Origin of the sequence: Limnospira indica PCC 8005 (assembly GCF_000973065.1) — a bacterium.
Taxonomy (GTDB): domain Bacteria; phylum Cyanobacteriota; class Cyanobacteriia; order Cyanobacteriales; family Microcoleaceae; genus Limnospira; species Limnospira fusiformis.
In genome coordinates, this window is the sequence record NZ_FO818640.1 from 5,442,064 (window position 1) to 5,460,314 (window position 18,251).

Annotated in this window: 22 protein-coding genes and 2 pseudogenes; 16 read left to right on the forward strand and 8 right to left on the reverse strand. The window is 43.3% G+C overall.

Features of this window, described 5'->3' with window-relative positions:
* Positions 1-7 precede the first annotated feature (7 nt).
* The 4 genes from XZ46_RS23965 to XZ46_RS37075 form a co-directional block, all read right to left on the reverse strand.
* Complete coding sequence (locus tag XZ46_RS23965) at positions 8-196, reverse strand: hypothetical protein (RefSeq protein WP_006669528.1); 189 nt, start codon at positions 194-196, stop codon at positions 8-10.
* 93 nt (positions 197-289) lie between these two features.
* Positions 290-2,413, reverse strand: coding sequence for a PAS domain-containing protein (locus XZ46_RS23970; RefSeq protein WP_006623577.1), 2,124 nt, complete (start codon positions 2,411-2,413; stop codon positions 290-292).
* Complete coding sequence (locus tag XZ46_RS23975; protein ID WP_228116409.1) at positions 2,413-3,768, reverse strand: putative bifunctional diguanylate cyclase/phosphodiesterase; 1,356 nt, start codon at positions 3,766-3,768, stop codon at positions 2,413-2,415. The genes XZ46_RS23970 and XZ46_RS23975 overlap by 1 nt, the downstream gene beginning before the upstream one ends.
* 26 nt (positions 3,769-3,794) lie before the next feature.
* Positions 3,795-4,256: a PAS domain-containing protein gene (locus XZ46_RS37075; RefSeq protein ID WP_228116627.1), complete on the reverse strand. Its 462-nt coding sequence runs from the start codon at positions 4,254-4,256 to the stop codon at positions 3,795-3,797.
* Between the two features lie 518 nt (positions 4,257-4,774).
* Between XZ46_RS37075 and XZ46_RS23980 the strand changes: the two genes are divergently transcribed.
* Complete coding sequence (locus tag XZ46_RS23980) at positions 4,775-5,134, forward strand: hypothetical protein (RefSeq protein ID WP_008055348.1); 360 nt, start codon at positions 4,775-4,777, stop codon at positions 5,132-5,134.
* Between the two features lie 275 nt (positions 5,135-5,409).
* Here XZ46_RS23980 and XZ46_RS23985 read toward each other — a convergent pair whose 3' ends face one another.
* Entirely contained in the window at positions 5,410-5,997 is a 588-nt protein-coding gene (locus tag XZ46_RS23985) for a tyrosine-type recombinase/integrase (protein WP_008053265.1), read from the reverse strand.
* A gap of 39 nt (positions 5,998-6,036) precedes the next feature.
* On the opposite strand from XZ46_RS23985, the gene XZ46_RS35605 reads away from it, so the two are divergent.
* Entirely contained in the window at positions 6,037-6,201 is a 165-nt protein-coding gene (locus XZ46_RS35605) for a hypothetical protein (protein ID WP_164468735.1), read from the forward strand.
* A 43-nt stretch (positions 6,202-6,244) separates the two neighbouring features.
* Here XZ46_RS35605 and XZ46_RS23990 read toward each other — a convergent pair whose 3' ends face one another.
* Entirely contained in the window at positions 6,245-7,180 is a 936-nt protein-coding gene (locus XZ46_RS23990) for a hypothetical protein (protein WP_048895279.1), read from the reverse strand.
* Between the two features lie 38 nt (positions 7,181-7,218).
* Here XZ46_RS23990 and XZ46_RS23995 point away from each other — a divergent pair, with 38 nt between their 5' ends.
* The 14 genes and pseudogenes from XZ46_RS23995 (at position 7,219) to XZ46_RS34795 (ending at position 16,137) form a co-directional block, all read left to right on the forward strand.
* Entirely contained in the window at positions 7,219-7,731 is a 513-nt protein-coding gene (locus XZ46_RS23995) for a hypothetical protein (protein ID WP_048895280.1), read from the forward strand.
* 3 nt (positions 7,732-7,734) lie between these two features.
* Positions 7,735-8,610 carry a hypothetical protein gene (locus XZ46_RS24000; protein ID WP_048895281.1) on the forward strand — a complete coding sequence of 292 codons (876 nt, stop codon included), beginning with the start codon at positions 7,735-7,737 and terminating at the stop codon, positions 8,608-8,610.
* Positions 8,607-9,188, forward strand: coding sequence for a hypothetical protein (locus tag XZ46_RS24005; protein ID WP_008053406.1), 582 nt, complete (start codon positions 8,607-8,609; stop codon positions 9,186-9,188). The genes XZ46_RS24000 and XZ46_RS24005 overlap by 4 nt, the downstream gene beginning before the upstream one ends.
* A pseudogene (locus tag XZ46_RS34790) lies at positions 9,176-11,025 on the forward strand (hypothetical protein). Before XZ46_RS24005 ends, XZ46_RS34790 begins: the two are co-directional and overlap by 13 nt.
* Positions 11,026-11,032: 7 nt before the next feature.
* Positions 11,033-11,470 carry a hypothetical protein gene (locus tag XZ46_RS24015; protein WP_006623227.1) on the forward strand — a complete coding sequence of 146 codons (438 nt, stop codon included), beginning with the start codon at positions 11,033-11,035 and terminating at the stop codon, positions 11,468-11,470.
* 6 nt (positions 11,471-11,476) lie between these two features.
* A complete protein-coding gene (locus XZ46_RS24020) occupies positions 11,477-12,301 on the forward strand; it encodes a hypothetical protein (RefSeq protein ID WP_228116412.1) in 825 nt (274 codons plus the stop codon).
* A gap of 182 nt (positions 12,302-12,483) precedes the next feature.
* A complete protein-coding gene (locus XZ46_RS24025) occupies positions 12,484-13,683 on the forward strand; it encodes a hypothetical protein (RefSeq protein ID WP_006623225.1) in 1,200 nt (399 codons plus the stop codon).
* A gap of 146 nt (positions 13,684-13,829) precedes the next feature.
* Complete coding sequence (locus XZ46_RS24030) at positions 13,830-14,198, forward strand: hypothetical protein (protein ID WP_046319112.1); 369 nt, start codon at positions 13,830-13,832, stop codon at positions 14,196-14,198.
* A 53-nt stretch (positions 14,199-14,251) separates the two neighbouring features.
* Complete coding sequence (locus tag XZ46_RS24035) at positions 14,252-14,578, forward strand: hypothetical protein (RefSeq protein ID WP_048895282.1); 327 nt, start codon at positions 14,252-14,254, stop codon at positions 14,576-14,578.
* Positions 14,579-14,581: 3 nt separating this feature from the next.
* Positions 14,582-15,001, forward strand: a complete 420-nt coding sequence (locus XZ46_RS24040; protein WP_008053796.1) for a hypothetical protein — start codon at positions 14,582-14,584, stop codon at positions 14,999-15,001.
* Between the two features lies 1 nt (position 15,002).
* Positions 15,003-15,320, forward strand: a complete 318-nt coding sequence (locus XZ46_RS24045) for a hypothetical protein (RefSeq protein ID WP_006623222.1) — start codon at positions 15,003-15,005, stop codon at positions 15,318-15,320.
* 122 nt (positions 15,321-15,442) lie between these two features.
* Positions 15,443-15,724: a hypothetical protein gene (locus tag XZ46_RS24050; protein WP_006669510.1), complete on the forward strand. Its 282-nt coding sequence runs from the start codon at positions 15,443-15,445 to the stop codon at positions 15,722-15,724.
* Entirely contained in the window at positions 15,714-15,947 is a 234-nt protein-coding gene (locus XZ46_RS24055) for a hypothetical protein (RefSeq protein WP_048895283.1), read from the forward strand. The genes XZ46_RS24050 and XZ46_RS24055 overlap by 11 nt, the downstream gene beginning before the upstream one ends.
* Positions 15,948-15,987: 40 nt before the next feature.
* Positions 15,988-16,137: a hypothetical protein gene (locus tag XZ46_RS34795; protein ID WP_006623219.1), complete on the forward strand. Its 150-nt coding sequence runs from the start codon at positions 15,988-15,990 to the stop codon at positions 16,135-16,137.
* A 115-nt stretch (positions 16,138-16,252) separates the two neighbouring features.
* Here the strand turns inward: XZ46_RS34795 and XZ46_RS24060 are convergent, their stop codons facing one another.
* Positions 16,253-16,777 (reverse strand): ferric uptake regulation protein, encoded by a 525-nt coding sequence (locus XZ46_RS24060; RefSeq protein ID WP_174447168.1) that lies wholly within the window; start codon positions 16,775-16,777, stop codon positions 16,253-16,255.
* A 152-nt stretch (positions 16,778-16,929) separates the two neighbouring features.
* Positions 16,930-18,173 (reverse strand): annotated as a pseudogene (sigC, locus tag XZ46_RS24065) (RNA polymerase sigma factor SigC).
* Positions 18,174-18,251 lie beyond the last annotated feature (78 nt).

The window sequence follows — 18,251 nt, forward strand, 5'->3', positions numbered from 1 at the left end:
CTATTTATTAGTCAAACACCCAATGCAAAAATGGAACCGCCGCCGCACAAAAAGCCATAAACCCAAATAACCCCCCCAGCATTCCATACAGCAAAAATTGGTCGCCGCGATCCTTAGCCAATTTGACAATCACGTAACTGTAGCCATAGCAAACCAGGAAGAAAAGAACAATAAAGCCAGTGAAGTAATATTGCATAACCAAATCATGTCTAAAAAGCCTAATTGTCCATTATAGGAAAATTATGGTCAATCGCCTAAAATTTCACAAAAATTTAGTATTTCCCAGAGATTAATGAGTAACAGGCGTTTGCTGTTCAGGTATACTGAGGGTGATCACAAATTCTGTGCCGCCACCTACCTGGGAATTACACTGCAACTTTCCGCCGTGATTTTCGACTACAATTTGATGAGAAATAGACAATCCCAAACCCGTCCCCTGACCCACAGGCTTAGTAGTAAAAAAGGGATTAAAAATCTGTCTTTGGATCGATTCAGGAATTCCCGGACCATTATCAGCAATTTTAATAACAACCGAGTCTAGCTGGTCTGGAGATTTAGCTTTTTCCACTGTAGTTTTGATGGTAATTATCCGAGGGTCTGGTTGAGTGGCTAATGCATCGATCGCATTAGCCAATATATTCATAAATACCTGATTCAATTGACTAGGATAGCATTCCAACTTAGGTAATTCGCCATAATCTTTAATCATTTTAATTTCACAACCGTGGTGCATTTTCATGCGACCTTGTAAAATCAGTAAAGTGCTTTCGATACCCTCATGTAAATCTACAGCCTTGCGGGTAGCTTCATCGAGGCGAGAAAAGTTTCTTAAAGAGACAACAATATCTTGAATTCGGGTAGTTCCCAACTTCATTGAATCCAAAGCATTAGGTAAATCATCAAGCATAAATTTCAAATCTACTTCCTTAGCAAAATCGATAATTTCTTCCCTAGGTTTTGGGTAGTTTTTATGATATAATTTCACCAGTTCAATTAAATCTTTAATGCAGGTTTCTAGGTGCATTAAATTTCCATGTATAAACGCCAAAGGATTATTAATTTCATGAGCCACCCCTGCGACCATTTGTCCTAAACCGGACATTTTCTCAGCCTGAATTAATTGTGCTTGGGTGCGTTTTAATTCTTGTAGAGTTTTGGCTAACTCGATCGCTTTCTGGCGTTGTTGTATTTGTTCCAGTCTAAGGCTAACTTCCATAGCTTTGCGATCGCTAATATCCCTAACAATAGCCAATACCTGATCCTCACCACTAGGGACATAACGCGCCTCATAATGGTGATATCTACCCGAAACCGATAGCACATATTCTCCCTGCTGAATTTGTCCAGTGTTGAGGGTTTGAGTCAAATAATGGCGCGTCCATTCAGCCAAATCTTGAGAAAAAACCGCATCAATTTTCTGTCCCACAATATGGGGTGGTAAACCGGGATTGGGGCAATTTTTAGGCGGGAAGTAGTCAAGAATTATCCCCTGAGAATTTATCCTAAATATCAAATCAGGAATAGCCTCAATCAAGCTGCGATTTCTCGCCTCACTTTCTCGCCAAGCCGAGGCTATTTTTTGACGTTCAGTGATATCACTTTCCACAGCAATAAACTTAGTCAAATTTCCCAATTTATCAAAAATAGGATTGATACTTATCGACAACCAATAAGATTCTCCATTGCGTCTATAGTTAAGAATTTCTCCTTGATAAGGTTGATGTTGTTGGAGTGCTTTAGCAATCTCGCAGACGGTATCTGGGTTAGTGTCGGAACCTGGCAAAAACGAACCAGACTGGCGACCTCGTACCTCATCAAAGAAATATCCGGTAATAGTTACAAATCCGGTATTAACCCACTCAATATAGCCATCACAATCACAGATAATTACAGCATTATCAGTCTGAGTCGCCACCCAGGACAACTGAAGCAGTTGTTCTTCTATCTGAGGTCTAGTTTCATCTTTATTGGTAATTACCCAATAGCGAGAAGGAGATAATCCCGATGGTGCTTCCACAGGAACAATAGTTGTTTTTAGCAAAATATGTTGTCCGTTAGCAATATGTTGTTGAATTTCTCCTTCCCAAATCTTACCCTGATTGACAACTGACCATAATTGCTCCCAAAAATTAGGGGAATAATAAGGGGAGTCAAACAAGGGGTGAGGGTGATTAATCACCTGTTCCCAAGACTTACCCCACATTTCAATAAAGGGTAGGTTAGCATCTAAAACCGTCCCATGTTTATCAATCATACTAACCGGGTTAGTGCGATCGATAATGGTTCGCAGTTCCCCATATTCTTGCTGAGTTTGACGAAGTTCATTTTTGAGTTGACGTAACTCAGCGATCGCCGTTTGATAGGCGTTTAATAAATCTTCAGGATAGTTGTTAACAATTAATTCAGCGGTCATTAGCACTCCAGGGGGTAAATCAGGTTTTGGTTAAGAACTTCTTGGAAAATTTTTGACGCTATAGGTTGAGCCATCAAAAACCCTTGAGCCAATTCGCATCCCCAAGATTTGAGTTGGCAAAATTGTTCTAAGTTTTCAATCCCTTCCGCAATAGTTTCCATTCCCAGGGACTGAGCCAGCTTCACAATAGCATAGGCGATTTTAGTTTGATGTTCCGAAGCACTCATCCCCTGAATAAAAGAGCGGTCTATTTTCAGGGTATCAATAGGAAAACATGAGAGACGACTAAGGGAGGAATGTCCGGTTCCGAAGTCATCTATACATAATCTAATCCCCAAATCTTTAATTTTTCGGAGAGTAGTAACCGCCACTTCTGTCGATTCAGCGATCGCCGTTTCTGTCAGTTCAAACCTAATCAATTCAGGAGAGCATTTAGTGGCTTCTAATATCTCCTTAATTTTTTCGACAATTCCCTGATTTATTAGTTGTTTGGTCGATAAATTAACGCTCAAAAATGGCGGTGCGTCTTGATAAATACATTCCCATTGTTTAGCCTGAATACAAGCCTGTTCAATTACCCAATCTCCCATCTTAACAATTAACCCAGTTTCTTCAGCCATAGGAATAAATTGCTCTGGAGAAATCAAACCCAAAGTCCCATGTTCCCACCTAAGCAGGACTTCACAACCCACAATCCGATTAGTTTTCATCGAGATAATTGGCTGATAGTTAAGTAGCAATTCCTCACGTTTGAGAGCATAACGCAGATCCGTTTCTAGCTGTAGTTGCTGTCGGACTCGGTGGTGCATCGCTTGGGTAAAAATTGCATAACTTCCCTTCCCTCGGTCTTTGGCTCTATATAAGGCTGTATCAGCATCGCGGAGCATATCTGCACTGCAATTATACCCCATACTACTCAGAGCGATACCAATACTAAGACTGGTAACAGTTTCTAGGTGGTCTTCCCCCAAAATAATGGGTTTTTTGATGGTCTGTTGAATTTTATTAGTTAGTTGAGAAATTTCCGACAGGTCTTGAATATCATCAATTATAATAGCAAACTCATCTCCTCCCCACCGAGATAGAATATCTTGGGGACGGATACAGCTTTGTAGACGATCGCCAATTTCAATCAGTAGTTGATCTCCGGCTTGATGTCCAAAACTATCATTAATCAATTTGAAGCGATCGACGTCCATAAACAGCAGACCAAACAAATAGTCTTGACAGTTTTGTGTACGGTCTATCGCTTTCTGAAGTTCAGTTATAAAGTAACCTCGGTTATATAGACCCGTTAGGCTATCATGGTTAGCCTCGTAGATTAGGCGATTATGTTGATTTTGGCGTTCAGTCACATCTCTTTGAATAGCTAAATAGTGTGTTATCTGTTGGCGATCGTTATGTTATATATAGGTTCAATATGCCACTCATTGACAAATTCGCTTCCATCCTTGCGATAGTTAATCGTCTGACCATAAAACACCCCTCCATCTTTAAGATCCAGTTTCATCCTTTCCAAAATCGTGCGATCTGTTTTTTCCCCTTGCAAAATTCTAGGAGTTCGACCGATCGCCTCTGTGGGACCATAACCAGTCATTCTAGTAAATGCCTTATTGACAAACACAATTGCAGGTCCAGGAAATTCCAGATTAGCCGTAGTGATGACCACAGAATCATCAGCACAGCAAACCGCTGTTGCCAACAACTTCAAGTGTTCTATCATCTCTACACTTAAACCATGTGCCGAATCATTCTCACTACAAGAATTACCCCTCGCCACGATACTCTCATCAATATTGATTGGAGGAACTAACTGCCTCCTATAGGCATCCAAATCATTCATAGCCACTAATTTTGTTCCGTAAACGACGACTGACCGAACCCTGTAACGTTTCTCGGTTCAGCTAGACCCAATTAGCAGACCCCTAGGATGAGCCAGGTTCCGAGATGCAATAGGTGTATGAGAAGCTACTCTTGGTGATTTTACACCAAATCTTAAAAAAATACTAAGATTGGGGTTTCCGAATTATTTATGTGATACCTGCACAGTGGCATTATGGGACTCAGTTTTAGATAGAATTGTATACCCAAATTTCCATCGCACTGTATACCCAAAGACAGACTTTCAGGATTTCTCAGACAATGGGAAAATTAACTGACGAGGCCTTCCGGGAGCGATAGGTCTCGCCCTCTACCCGAAGCGGGTCGCTGCTATATGCAGTCCGCGTGCCTCCCAGAGAAGAAACCCAGCTTCTATCCTATCTTCAAACTTTGAACAATAAAAAGCCCCGCCTAGACAATTAATCAGCGGGGCCTGCTATAAAGCAAATTAGCCAAGCTACTGGACTCCTACAATCCCGCGTGATTAAGTCTCTGGAAAGGTTGCGCGAACAGGGCAAGGTTAAATATCTAGGATGGGTAGCCGTCACCCAGGGTGACGAAAATTTATCACCGGTGAAAACTTCCCAGAGCGATCGCCTAACCGTTCGCTGGAAAACCAAATCAGCATCCCAAGACACAAACGGCAATAAGTACGCTTATCTTTATCAGGGGAAAAAGCAGGTTTGTTATCTGGCAGGTCCTCATCTCAGCGAAAAAGCGAAGGCGATCGCCAACCAGGTAGAACAGTGGATCGAGTTGGACTGGTCTCTGGAAACTATCCTAGAGAAACTTCCAGCACTTAAATCGGGTGGTGGAAATTTCCCCGGCGGCGCGTCCTAAGATTTCCCCCAAAGGAGATTTTATACCCCCAAAAATTTTGTGATTTCACAGAAAAATCAAGGAGCGTTTCCCAACCTAAAACGGCGCTAAGTGCTACTGTACACTGGTTAGCGTCGTTTGCCGTGTGTAAGAATATTTGATGTTTTGTCCAAAATACCAAAGTGCCAAGTTTAGCGCTAAAATTGGAAGTATCTAAGGCGGTGTGTGGCGTTCGGCCCTCCAAAGCATAGCAGCAACCCATTTCTCCCTGGATAACACTGATAGCGATCGCCGCCTTAGATTTCATCAATCGCGTCTCGGATTTTTTGAGGATCGGCATCAATGTAGCGCTGTAAAGATGCCATAGATTTGTGACCTGTGATAGCCATGATGGTTCTGGTATTGACTCCCTTGTTATAGAGCTTGGTAATGAAAGTGCGGCGGTAGCTGTGGAGCGAGTAGCCCTCGCTTTCTAATCCCAGACGAGCGATCGCCGACCGGTGGAACTTATCGATCGCCTGAACGGTAACGGGCTTGGATATATCAGATGGGCTAGGAAACAGAAACTCGCCGCCACCGATGCGGTAGGTTCCGAGAATCTCTCTAAGTTTTTGGGAAATGGGAACTTGGCGGACTCCCCCATCTTTCCCGCCCGCGCGCTTACGAGTTTCGGATCGAAAAGTTATTTCTGGCAGGACAACACGGGAAGCTGAGGAAACATAAACGTCAGGGATTCGCAGTAACCTCACAGCTCCCACTCGTTCGCCGGTGTACATCAAGATTGCTAGTAAGGTTCGCTGCCAGTCATATTTGCACTGCTTCTGAATTCTGTAGGCGATCGCGTCGGGGATAATGGAAGCCTGACCGATTCGGTTTTTCTTCATAGGTTTGTAATTGGCTATGGTTTCTCCCCAGTTGCCCAGATGCTCGGATTAAGCGATCGCCCTTCCTGTTTACCTATTGTAGTGGACGGACTGAGCCAGATGGAATCAACTCGGAGACTTGGGGGATTGGCGGCGGGCGATCGGATCAGCCTCCCCTATATTTGTTCGCCAGCCGGTAATGCGATCGCTTCCCCCCCATCTTAGGAAAACTCAGATTAAGGCGATCGTTTATTTACCGCCGGTAGATCTACCAATAACCGAAGGGGGGAGTCAGGTGGTTGATAGTAAATTCTCCACCCTCTTTGGGGTTGGCTAGATTAGGCGTGTAAGAACAGTTACACAAAAAGCGATCGGTCTCCTCGTCCGGGAAAGTGTCAAAAAACAATATCTGCTTACTCATTGTGGGAATAAGACTAAAGCCACCTTCTAGGGATTCCACAGTCGTCGCTTCACTATGTCCTTTAACCCAGTTCATTAGATGGTTCATGTTGGTGTCGCTATAAAGTTCCCACTGGTAAACGGCTACTTGGGTCAAAGCCATTGCCATGATTTCACGTGGAATCAGGAAGACTTTAATCACTTCTCCAGGCGGCAGCCAAGAATCGTTAGAGGGATTAATGGTAAAGTTGTACATTTGACCAGGGAAAAACACATCAAACTGAAAAATTAAAACTCCATGTTCACTAGAAAAGGTGTTATACCAAAGATAGTCATATATTCTGTTACTATCCGAATCTGCGTTGTCAGCTATAAAATTGGGTACGTGAACGGATTGATTTCCTGTACCCATAAAAGGTCTAATAGATAAATTCGGCATTGGCATATCGTCTATTTCTCCTGATTCTTGTCCTAAGTCATAATCAATTTCCGTTTCCTGTCTAACCCAGAGTTCTACCGTCTGGGTGGTGGCGGATGTCGCAAAAAGAGAGATTCCCCCGTCGCTGCTATCAAAATAGGTCGCATCTTCAAATACTGGCAATGAGCGATCGCTACCATCCCATCTGATGGAGAATGGATTTTCCCCCTTGATGGAAATTTCTCGCCTCACCGGGGACGATGTGGAGGGGATAATTTCCACCTCTTCCCCTGCCGCCAGTTGAACCGTCCCCGACTTGGAAAATCTATAATAAGCGCCCCCGCCGCCCCCGCCACCGGTAGGACGCATTGCAAATCGAATAGGCATTTATCGTAGAATGGAAGTAACCACTTCTATTTTCTCACATGAACATCACGCCGGGAGTCTATCCCGATTTTTCCGAAACCACACTAGAAGCCTTAACCTTAGCCATGGGGCGGCGATTGCTACAAAGGCAAAAAAACCTGACGATTAACGTCACAGGAAAAGACATTATGGATTTAACTCTCAATGAAGAGGATTCTGTTGTCAACCTGGATATTGACGAGCTAGAGGCTTATATAGAAGATGGCGCGATTAAAATAGTAGATCCGTTTTTTGGTAGTTTTCAACCCGGTATAGGTAGTTACCCCTTTGACCAAACCAATTTAGCCAGTGCTTTACTGCATTTAGTTGTACATCAACACATAGCAGAATTTAGCCCCGCACTAAACCCCGAACCCGCCAAAAAACATTGTGATTTTTCTATCCGACCTAACGTTAGGGGAGATGGACAATATCCGTTAATATGCACCATCAGCTTAACCGACTATCCCGTAATTGTTGACTACACCAATGGCATGACTTCCGCCGCCAAACCATACTTATTAACTCCTTAACCTATGGCAGAAAATCGCTTATCAGAAACCGACACTTTTTCATTTGAAATTAATCAGAGTAATGTCAGTGATTATGCAAGCAATCCGTTAACACTGTGGAATATTTCTGATGCTATTACTGCCATTTCTGCCCATATTGACCCCAGGTGGCTATGGCGAGCTAATGCTTTTTTAGAAAGTCTCACTGCATCAGTTTGGTGTCCGAGTTTTACTCGTTCTCCTTATCCCGAATTTTACCCAGAGGATTCAGCGGCGGAAAGGGCAGCTAAATTAATGAAATTAGAGAGCAATCACCCTAAGTTTGGTTTGCAATTACTGAGAAGAAAAGGCTCGTTAAATCCTTGGGTTGAGGCAGCTTGTCCGGTTATCCAAAACCGAGGGCGGCGGTTTTATGTGCCTCTAATCAACCCTTATTTAACTGCCAATGAGGTAAAAATATTTGGAGTAGATGACCAGTTAGGTTTAAGTTTTAAGGATTACGGTAACGGTATATTAGGCGGCGGTTCAATAAGTGCTAATCGCGGCTATGATACCATTTATATAGAGGGTGAATATCGGGTCGAATTAGATTTGATACTGATGGCTAAACGCCCGGCTAATACCTTGATGAACACAATAACAGTCGGACCTAATCCTATATTAATCGCCCCCGCTAATCCCAACCGTGCTTATTTTGAAATTCAGAACCAGGGAGAAACTCAATTGCTTTGGGGGTTGGGTGCATCGGGAAATAATGCAACTACTCACCCATTCAGAATGCCACCCGGTCAGATTTATTATCCCGGTAATGTATCAGGATTTATTCCGACTGACGCGATATGGGGTAAAGTGGTAGAAGGTTCGACAACTGTTTTAATTATGGAGAGTTCTTACACATGATGATAGCTTTTTATGGATTAGATGACTTAGAAAATTATCCGTCAGATGTATTGGGAGAACCTGCGGAGCATCCTATTCATCTATGGGATAACAACTTAGCATCTCTTATAGCAGCAAATAAGGATATATTTAATCGCCATTTTTTGCTACCTGGTCACCCAAAGGAAGGATATTTAATTTATAGAGAATTAAAAGCATTGGCTCATGTTCCCCAAGAATATAAAACCATTGTTGATTTTCCTTCCCCAGAAGAGAGGCAAAGAAGGATATCCCAAGCCAAAGACGAAAATTATCGTTTTGTCCTTGACCAATGGTTGGAAAGAATAGAGCATTTGTGCCTTATCTTTCCGTTTTTGGAAGTGTTGCCGATTCAAGCTTTTGTGTCTGATTTTATCGGTCCCTTTCGCCCTCTGTCTATTCCCATGTTAAAGCAACGGAAAACCATTAAACTTGTCTCGTTGGAACCCATAGAGACAATGGAACGGGAATGGTTTGTTGGCGGACGAAAATTGACCAAAGAGGGATGGCTGCAACTATTTCCTGAGTTGAGGCAGGAGTGCGAACAATGCGAGAAGTAGAGGAACGTAGCCGAAGGACAAGAGACATTGTAAGGAATCGCAACTATAGGCAAGCTATAGATGTCATAGAAAGAGAGGTTAAAAGACTAGAAGCCGACGACAAACCCAGAGCGCGAGTAAGATTTCCCCGTGACGATGGAGACATTGATATAGATGTGGGGGGGATAATTGAATTTGCCCAGGCAATGAAGCCAAAAATAAGCACAGAGGCTGAAGATTTACAGGATGGTAGAACTAGGAGAGGCATAAAAGCTGAGAAGATAGGCAGCACAGCCCGTGGATTTGTAGACCTTGATGAGGATGGCAACCCCAAAGGTTTTGGGGGAACAATCGACAGCATTAATGATGCTAATGTCTCGGTTTACTTTGGGGAATGTGAGCAAACCATGAGCGTAACCATGCTTGGCAAAACTGTCACTTTTGCTCGGAATGTTTGCGAGGATGATATAGAAGAACCATCGGAGACAGATGAAAATGAAACAAGTGATGATCAAGATAATAACAATCCTCCCAGCATTGACCCACCTAGTTTTCCGCCAGGTTATTCAGGACTATTAGCTGAGTTTTTTCTTGTTACTGGAAAACGGTATATATCAGGGTGGTGGGGTGATTTGTATTCGGGAATGTTAGATCGTCTTGATAATTCTGATGACGGGATAACCACTGGTGAATATATAGTCAGCACTTTAGAATTCCAATTCAACACAGATGTAAACTCTAGTATACAGAGCATAGGAATTTTTCCTCTCGGTCCGGGAGCGAGACATTTTCGGAATTTACATATTCAGGTGAATGGTACGCCCCCGTATCCGCCCAATATTTTTCGTCTAAAGTGGAATTTTAATCTTGGTAAAGGCGGAACGCCTGTTCGCCTGTTTGCATCAAAACAATGTTCTTCCGTTCCATCTTTGAGTCTCTCTGGTGGTTCCATAACACCGAGGGTAAACAGAATATGTCCTGCTCACTTTCCCATAGGTAGAGACCCAGAAACCAATCTTGAAATGGCAATACATTCGTATTATTGGTATACATCATGGCAGGTTGAATATACTCGATTACCGTATGAAGCCAACAATCATCAACCAGAGCTACCGCCAAGTTTACCAATATTAAGGGATGACATGAATAAAGAATGTTGTGACGATTTGATTAAAATGACTAGGGAAATCCATAAAGCCCTAGGGGAGGGGTAAGGAAGTTGCTAGATAAGAGTTTCCAGATTCCGGCTAATATGATGATACCAGAGGGACGGGGAAATCACATAAACAAAGATTATTTGGAAATCATGTCTGACCTGTTCAAAACCATAGATAATTATGGTTTTGATGCTCCGGTTACCGTGACGGTTCAGGATACTAACAAAGCCCAAGAAGGCGACCAGTCTATTGAGTTAAAGTTTAATTCATTGGGGGCAATATTAAAGGCTCAGACTGAGCTTTTGATTGAGTTAAAAGGTGATAGCGCCAACCGGCTAAATATTCAGATTCGTTTAGCCTATATAATGACGAGAATGTATAGAACTTTGGCTAAGTTGTATTATCGAACGTCGGCGATTTTAGACGGGTTGGGAATTCCCATTATCTCGAAAGTGGTTACGTTGCCAATTGAGTTTAATGTGTTTGGTAAAAAACACTGGGGGGCTGGAAAGGGTTTTGGAAAGGATAACAAGAAAGGTCAGGAGCCTAAACTTGATTTGAATGATGAAGACACGACGGAAGCCATGCTGCCAGATTTGTTGGAGATTCACGACTATGAAATAGAGGTTGATGAGTTTAGGGCTAAAAGTAATGACCTCTATGAGGTTTTAATAGGGATAGCGGCAAAATTAAGGTCATAGTTTTATCATGAGTAAAAGAAGAGCGCCAAGGGGTTCGGGTAATTCCCAGCCGGATTCGGGTGGTGGGAAAAAACCGCCATCGGCAGGACAGGAAAAGGCTAAGTTGAAAAATGACACTAAGAGCAGAGTTGAAGAAGCGATCGCTGTGTTAGATTTCCGGCTGCATCTGGAATATTTAAATGTAGCATCAGCAGTTGGGGGCGGCGACTTTGAAGAGTTTAAACGTTCTTGGTTGATGAATTACTATAACGCCATGACAGCATCTGGGTTTAAGGATAAACCCAAGACAGCCCCCAGTCGGGAACAGCAGCCCCGCCTCATCAAAACTAATGACGAGTTAATGGAGATTCGTGATATTAAATCTGACAACTTGTCTACTGGAAAGTCGCCAAGCCAACGCCGCCGAGAAAGATTGTTGCCCAACAATGACCACGAAATAGGTTAATAAATTATGTCTAATGTTGTAGGTGTAGACCTGAAAGAACTAACTTCAACCGCTGTAGCTGGCAAGGAAATCGCAGCACAATGGTTTAATGCTTTTTCATCTCAACTGTATAAAGAGGTTCAGATTTTAAAATCTTTTGATTTTAAGAAATGGGCCGGAAGTCTTAAAGGTGGTGCCTTAGCTATTGGAGAAAACATCAAAAAAGGCAACTGGGGATTTTTCAAAGATTGGCTATTAGAAGCCCCTATGATTCCTAAAGTAGCAGGGCTTCTAGCGGGTGGTGTAATTGCCGGGACTGTGCTGCTTGTTGGTGGAAAAGCTGTAGGGCTTGTTGGTGCGGGTGTGGGGAGTTTAGTAGCAGCCCACCCGGCTTTTGTAGGCGGTTTTTTGGGGGTAACAGTGCCTACACTAATGGGCAAATTAACCCAAGGAGTTTCTCAAGCGTATAATTTTGATTGGGCAGCATCTGACCAAAAAATGATGGATGATTTAAAACAAGCAGCTAACGCTTTATATGTTCCCTTGGGAGAGACAGTCGGAAAATCTCTGGCTGCTTTAGTTGCAGGCAAGGTAGGAAGCACGGCGACAACAACTCTAAGAATTAGAGAAGGCGCGATCGCCGCCATGTGTATGATTAACCCAACCATTAAGGATACTTTGGTAGAAGCCTTGTCGTCGCTTAGATATGCGGTTCAAGAGGTTGCTAAAAAAGCACTGTTTGTCATAACTTATATTAACACCAGGAAAGTAGCAGCTAGGTTGTTAGATAAAGAGGAGACTTGGGGGAAAGAAGGACAATCGCCTTTCCTTTTATCGTTTCTGAAAAGGTAGAGGAAACCTGGTCTAAGATTAAAGCAGACGAATATTTTGACTGGGTAAATGAACAACAGTGGGAGGGTATGGAATCATTAGCCTCTACTTTCTTTGAAACATTAGGGGATTTACTAACAGACCAGGGAACTTATGAAGAGTGGATTCCTGTATAAATTAATCGGCTGAGAGAGGGAGTATTTATGGCAAATGTTGGAAGGCTAACCCAACAAACTTATATCATGATGGCTCGCCAAAGGCGCATCACGAAACTCTCGGATAAGCGCCCGGAACGAGTCCGAATAGAATTGCAACCCAACTGGGATGTTTACCAACTGCAGCCTGACAGAAAAAACCCAGATTACAAGCTGCTGATGGCGGGTTCCGAGTCAGCTTTGGCATTGCAGTTGTCTCAGCTCGGATGGATGGAGAAGATGATCGATCATCTCCTCAATGCCAGCGACCTAAAATTTGACGACTGGTTTGATGCTTGGGCGGCGGGTTATCCAGAGCTGCGTTATAGATCCAACCCAAAACTCCCCAATTTAAGCACCAACTATCCGGCGCGCAATCTAAGAAACAGCGACGGAGATACCATCCCCAGATGGAGAGGAGACGCGAGTTCTCGCCCGGCTTATATTGAGTGGCATCCTTCCGACAGAAAAACATCTAAGGAGGTTGGGCTTCACCGAACAATAGAATATTTTCCAGATCGCTCCGAAAACAAATCAGTTGTCTTGACCGGGAACGATAAGGAACTAATTAGGCAAATCCTGCAAATCCACTACGAGGGCAGCGGCAGTAGCGAAAAATCCGATAGCACAGTCTCAACGGGTATCAGTTACCGGGGCGCTCCTAAAGTTGTGCTGTACTTTTTGGAAAGAATTGAGGATGTGGAGAAAGGCTACCGACAACTGGAAGCGAGAGTCGGTTTCCGTTTGGTGGGAAAAACGGAAAATCCAAACGGAGTCGGGGACTTGCTGACGAAAGCCAATATCAGAAGTTTGGCACAAAGAATTTTCCAGCACTTTCTACAGCCCCAGCAGTTCCGGTTCCGCAAAGGAAGGGAATCGGTTAGTTATCGGGACAAATCCTCCGGGTTAGAATCGTTTGTTTTTGCGACCAGCACGGCGGAAGGTGTCAATCTCTACCAGCGCATCTGCCAGGTGATGCAGATCGAGTTTGACAACTCCAAAGTATTTACATCGACCAACCAAAATCCAGCCCAAGCGTTCCCTATCACATCTCCAGAAGTGACGATATTGGGTAACAAAATCAAACCGCCGCGCCGCCGTCCGGTCGGGTACGTCTACTTTAGGGAAGCAAAATTGTTTTTAGAGATGCTCAATGAGCCTATCCTGCTCTGTGACTACAACGGTCATCTATATAGAAATCCCGATTAGAAGACAACCCCAACACTTTTTTTAGACCAAACAAAACTCCTTGCATATCCGGAAACCCTATAGGTTTCCGTATATGTTCCACCTCCTAAAAATGTCTGCTATGAATGAAGTAGTAAGCAGTTTTGAAGCAACAAGGCGGGTATTGGATGCCAAGTTTAGCAGATACGAAAATTTATAGTTGGACTGCGCCCACCCCAGGCGGAACGGGAACCATGACAGTAGCGGCTCGGCTTTCTAATAGATACGATGGCATTGCTACTGACTTGGGAATGACAGCCCACGCAGACGCTAGTGGAGTCACCGCGCAAATGGTAAAGGCAAATCGAGCAGTCCAAGAGGGGCTCTTGATGAAAATGCGGATTAACTATCGGAAAAGTAACAAATATTTTGGGGCTGATATTTATGTACCCACAGACAAAGTTTCTGATGCTATCCAAAAACTAGCTGGCAAAGCCTGGGATGGTACTGGGGTGATTACTTCCTGTCGCGATCGCATAAGGGCTGATTTTCGTTAATAGAGAAAGGATAAAATATTAATGGCTAGAACACAACACAACTCTGTCAGGCAATGGATGGTACTAAAGTTAGAGTCTTTAGAGCCAGTGCGGTAATGTATACAGCCGGAACTAAAGATGTTTTAGGCGTATCCCCAGTAGAAGAAGCCAACGCTAATGATCCAGTGTATGACACCGGGGAATTAATGCGAACTGGTTTGTTAGTAAGGCTTGCCGTTCAGTGCAACAACGGCACTACCAAACCGCCAATTACTTATAGACTTTTTTGCACAAAGGAAAAAATAAACGAGGCTTTGACGTATTACAATAGTAACGGTAGGACTCTAAATGGTAAGAGCGTCATGAACGCTGGTTTTGAACGCCGCCTAGTTATCAAATAAGGCATGGATTTTACCGACGCTTATGGTGCATGGAAACTGATAGCTTCAAGCTATCAGCCTACCCAAGAATGGATAATTCACAACCCCCCAATTACTGAAAACTCATTATTGAGGTTTAAATTTTCAACTGATTGGGGGCGTTGGAAAAATCCCTATGATGGCTATAGGTCAATGCTGCTTATCAGAGGGCATTATCGTGATGATTCTGGGAGTTTTGGCTGGGTAACAGGACAAAGAACTGTATACGTTACAGAAGAACCACAACTGATTAATTATCCGCCCATAGAAGAATTTACAGATAATTCCTGGACAATTAGAAAGCTAGGAGTCCGCCGCCGGTTTTTCAAAAACGCAACATGGATCGAAAATCATCCTACAATGGATCTAAAGTTTAACGTAATAATTGAGGCTTTTGTAGCTTAACATGAATATCTCTCTCGCTCAATTAATCAACCATCTCCCAGATGGTTCAACCTTAAAAACCTTGCTGGGGTCATTAGGTTCGGAAGCTGAAAACGTAGACGCTACCGTAGAACTTTACGAATTTGTTGAGGCTTTTTACCAGGCACAAGTCGAACGCAACCAACTACCTGATGTTCAACGATTAAACGTAGTTTCTGCTCAGACATTGTTCAATATAGTGTTACAACCGGATGGCTCTGTGACAAGACAGATAGATAGACAATTGTCATTCTACCAAAAATTTGAGAATTCAGGAATTATTAGTAGACCACAATTCTAATTTGCCAACGGTCTAAATTTTTCGGGTGATTGGGAGTCTATCCGAATTACCCGAAAACGAACTACCAGCAATTTTTTCAAAACTTAATTTTAGTTTTTGAAAGTACAGGAGTTTCTAACTTTATGCATCTAGAAATTGAAAAAATTGCTTTAATTATTGGTTGGCTTATTTCTTTTTCGGGAGGTATTTGGTATCTTTCAGCAAAACATACTGAACTCCAAATTAATGTCAAAAAAAATCAAGAAGATATCGATAGATTAAGAAGTTCAGTCAGAAGCGAATGTCGAGGGGACAAACAACTGGTCTGGCTTACTTTAAAACATATTGAAAGATATTTAGCCAAAACCACTGACTATAATGAATTAATCTTAAAAAAAGACAAAACAAACAACGATGAATTCTAATACATTACCTGAGATAGTCAAGCTAGGAACTGATGGAATTACAGTTTTTTTAGTCTGGCAGTTGATGAAACAAAACCAGAAACTAATTACTGAAGTTAACTCCAGAGACAACGAACTAATGAACCTGATATACACAATCCTAAATCAGTCCAGACAGAATCCCACCAGGTTAAGCGATCGCACTAGCCGGATTAACTGTCCCAGGAGAGAAAGCAAGGAGTAAGTTATCAGACTGACCCAATGGAAGGTAGCCTACTGGGAAAATGGACAAAACAAGTACAAATTCCCAGTTAGGACAAAAAAGCGATCGCATTAAGTCCCTTGACACCAATCTGGACTTCTACAACTCCAAGGCAAAGGTAAACGCTTCTTCCCATACCTCGCCGGGTCTGCAACGCCAAGCACAAAAATAACAAGGGAGCTTTTAGACCCCGTATCTGTATATATTTGAGGAACCGCATCAACCCGCTGGCGATCGCCCTAGGGATAGACAGCGGTTCCTGGGACTACCACGCCGCCAAGTGAAACTCAATCAGGGTTAAGGTACTCACCGGAAGTTTCTGCGATCGCCTGAGAACAAGACCAATTACTAGAAACCAATGAAGGCCAGCCCATGCGTAAAGCCTCATGACAAACAGTATGAACTGTCAATTGGCAATCTAGCAAATGCAACCCAGATTTCTCCGCCTGCTTCAAACCGATTTTGGAAATCGACTCATTCTGAAATTCTATGGTTTTGTTACACTGTACACAGACAAGATGGTGATGATGGTGTGGGTAAGGCTGATTTATTTCATAATGCTTGTGGCCCTCTGCCAGTTCCAACTCTCGCAAAATTCCCATCCGCGCCATTAACTTGAGTGTGCGGTAAATCGTAGACAAACTAATCGTCTCCCCACGACCTTTTAACAAATCATAGAGATCCTCAGCACTGAGATGATTTCCTTTTGGCAAATTTTGAAAAACATGGAGGATAGTTTCCCGCTGAGGAGTCAGTCGCCACCCTTTGTTATTCAGTTCCGATTTAAACGAAGTCGCGGTATATAACACCATCATTAAACTATCAATAAAACCTTAATACTGACAATGATACACAAGATTTTGAGATTCTGTCAAAAAAACTAGCTTATTGATAATCAATTCTGATAAACCCAACCCTAGGGGCGAGTGTTATCTCCCATAACCCCGCCACCAAGGCTCAAAAACTAATCCAGAGAATCCAGATAATCCCGCACTCGGTTACGACGCTTAGGCTGGCGCAGTTTTTGCAGAGCCTTAGCCTCGATTTGGCGAACCCGTTCCCGCGACAGATCCAGAGCACGACCAATTTCCGCTAGGGAGTAGAGTAAGGATGACCATCACCCAAACCATAACGCATTTGAATGACAGCCCGCTCCTTACCACTGAGATCAGCTAGGAGAGGAGGTTCTGTAGTTCTCGATAAAGAGATTCCCGCATCAACAGTTCTTCCGGGGTGCTTTCTTCTGTTTCTAGCAAATCTCCTAGTTCTGTATCTTTGTCCGTTCCCACTTTGGTTTCTAAGGAAACTGAACGGGGAACCCGCAGCAGCACTTCCCGAATTTGATCCGGGGTCATCTTTAATTCAGTGGCGATATCATCAATGGAATGGTAGCCGTGCGACTTTTTTCTTGGGAAATCTTGCGCTGGGCTTTCTTAATTTTATTGAGTTTCTCGGTAATATGCACCGGAAGCCTGATAGTCCGGCTTTGAGTGGCGATCGCCCGGGTAATTCCTTGGCGAATCCACCAGTAAGAGTAAGTGCTAAAGCGGTAGCCACGGGTAGGATCAAACTTTTCTACGGCTCGTTCTAATCCTAGGGTTCCCTCTTGGATTAAGTCTAATAGTTCTAAACCACGGTTTTGATATTTTTTAGCAACTGATACCACCAGGCGCAAATTAGCTTTGATCATGTGATCTTTAGCCTGTAGGCCTTCCCGCTGGACTTGTTTTAGTTCTTCTACACTCAGGTTAGCTAGTTCCGCCCAACAGCGCTTACCCTCTGCCATAATCTGCTTGAGTTGAGCTACATTAACCCCCCCAGCCGCAGCCCAACGCTCTAAGGAAAGGATGGACGATGGCTTAATTTAGCACAGAGGCGATCGCGTACTTTCAGGAGATTAACATAGGTCTGGAGTACCCCCCCCTTGGTTTCCGCCTCCGTGTCCCGCAATTCCACCAGTTGTACATAACGCTGAACTTTTTGGGCTTCTGAGACTTCCTCATCTTTTCCCAGTAAGCGAACCCGACCAATTTCTTGGAGGTACAGACGCACTAAGTCCGTAGTGCGCCTACTGCTTTGAGCCTCAGAGAGGTCAACATCACTGAAGTCAAGGCGGATGAGTTCATCTGTTGGTAGTTCCATATCCTTGTCCTTAGTTGGGAAAGTTTGGGTGGACTCTTTATCTGGGGAAGCTTTGGTGGCTGACATGATCGTGTTCTCAGTTGCTTTTGGTTAAACACAAATTGCTCTCACAGAGCCTAGGATTCAGTATTCCCAGGATGTTAA

Bases quoted from the DNA above. Each gene is read 5' to 3' on its own strand.
- XZ46_RS23965 (WP_006669528.1), bottom strand. From the start codon at position 196: ATGCAATATTACTTCACTGGCTTTATTGTTCTTTTCTTCCTGGTTTGC.
- XZ46_RS23970 (WP_006623577.1), bottom strand. From the start codon at position 2,413: ATGACCGCTGAATTAATTGTTAACAACTATCCTGAAGATTTATTAAAC.
- XZ46_RS37075 (WP_228116627.1), bottom strand. From the start codon at position 4,256: ATGAATGATTTGGATGCCTATAGGAGGCAGTTAGTTCCTCCAATCAAT.
- XZ46_RS23985 (WP_008053265.1), bottom strand. From the start codon at position 5,997: ATGAAGAAAAACCGAATCGGTCAGGCTTCCATTATCCCCGACGCGATC.
- XZ46_RS35605 (WP_164468735.1), top strand. From the start codon at position 6,037: ATGCTCGGATTAAGCGATCGCCCTTCCTGTTTACCTATTGTAGTGGAC.
- XZ46_RS23990 (WP_048895279.1), bottom strand. From the start codon at position 7,180: ATGCCTATTCGATTTGCAATGCGTCCTACCGGTGGCGGGGGCGGCGGG.
- XZ46_RS23995 (WP_048895280.1), top strand. From the start codon at position 7,219: ATGAACATCACGCCGGGAGTCTATCCCGATTTTTCCGAAACCACACTA.
- XZ46_RS24000 (WP_048895281.1), top strand. From the start codon at position 7,735: ATGGCAGAAAATCGCTTATCAGAAACCGACACTTTTTCATTTGAAATT.
- XZ46_RS24005 (WP_008053406.1), top strand. From the start codon at position 8,607: ATGATGATAGCTTTTTATGGATTAGATGACTTAGAAAATTATCCGTCA.
- XZ46_RS24015 (WP_006623227.1), top strand. From the start codon at position 11,033: ATGAGTAAAAGAAGAGCGCCAAGGGGTTCGGGTAATTCCCAGCCGGAT.
- XZ46_RS24020 (WP_228116412.1), top strand. From the start codon at position 11,477: ATGTCTAATGTTGTAGGTGTAGACCTGAAAGAACTAACTTCAACCGCT.
- XZ46_RS24025 (WP_006623225.1), top strand. From the start codon at position 12,484: ATGGCAAATGTTGGAAGGCTAACCCAACAAACTTATATCATGATGGCT.
- XZ46_RS24030 (WP_046319112.1), top strand. From the start codon at position 13,830: ATGCCAAGTTTAGCAGATACGAAAATTTATAGTTGGACTGCGCCCACC.
- XZ46_RS24035 (WP_048895282.1), top strand. From the start codon at position 14,252: ATGGATGGTACTAAAGTTAGAGTCTTTAGAGCCAGTGCGGTAATGTAT.
- XZ46_RS24040 (WP_008053796.1), top strand. From the start codon at position 14,582: ATGGATTTTACCGACGCTTATGGTGCATGGAAACTGATAGCTTCAAGC.
- XZ46_RS24045 (WP_006623222.1), top strand. From the start codon at position 15,003: ATGAATATCTCTCTCGCTCAATTAATCAACCATCTCCCAGATGGTTCA.
- XZ46_RS24050 (WP_006669510.1), top strand. From the start codon at position 15,443: ATGCATCTAGAAATTGAAAAAATTGCTTTAATTATTGGTTGGCTTATT.
- XZ46_RS24055 (WP_048895283.1), top strand. From the start codon at position 15,714: ATGAATTCTAATACATTACCTGAGATAGTCAAGCTAGGAACTGATGGA.
- XZ46_RS34795 (WP_006623219.1), top strand. From the start codon at position 15,988: ATGGACAAAACAAGTACAAATTCCCAGTTAGGACAAAAAAGCGATCGC.
- XZ46_RS24060 (WP_174447168.1), bottom strand. From the start codon at position 16,777: ATGGTGTTATATACCGCGACTTCGTTTAAATCGGAACTGAATAACAAA.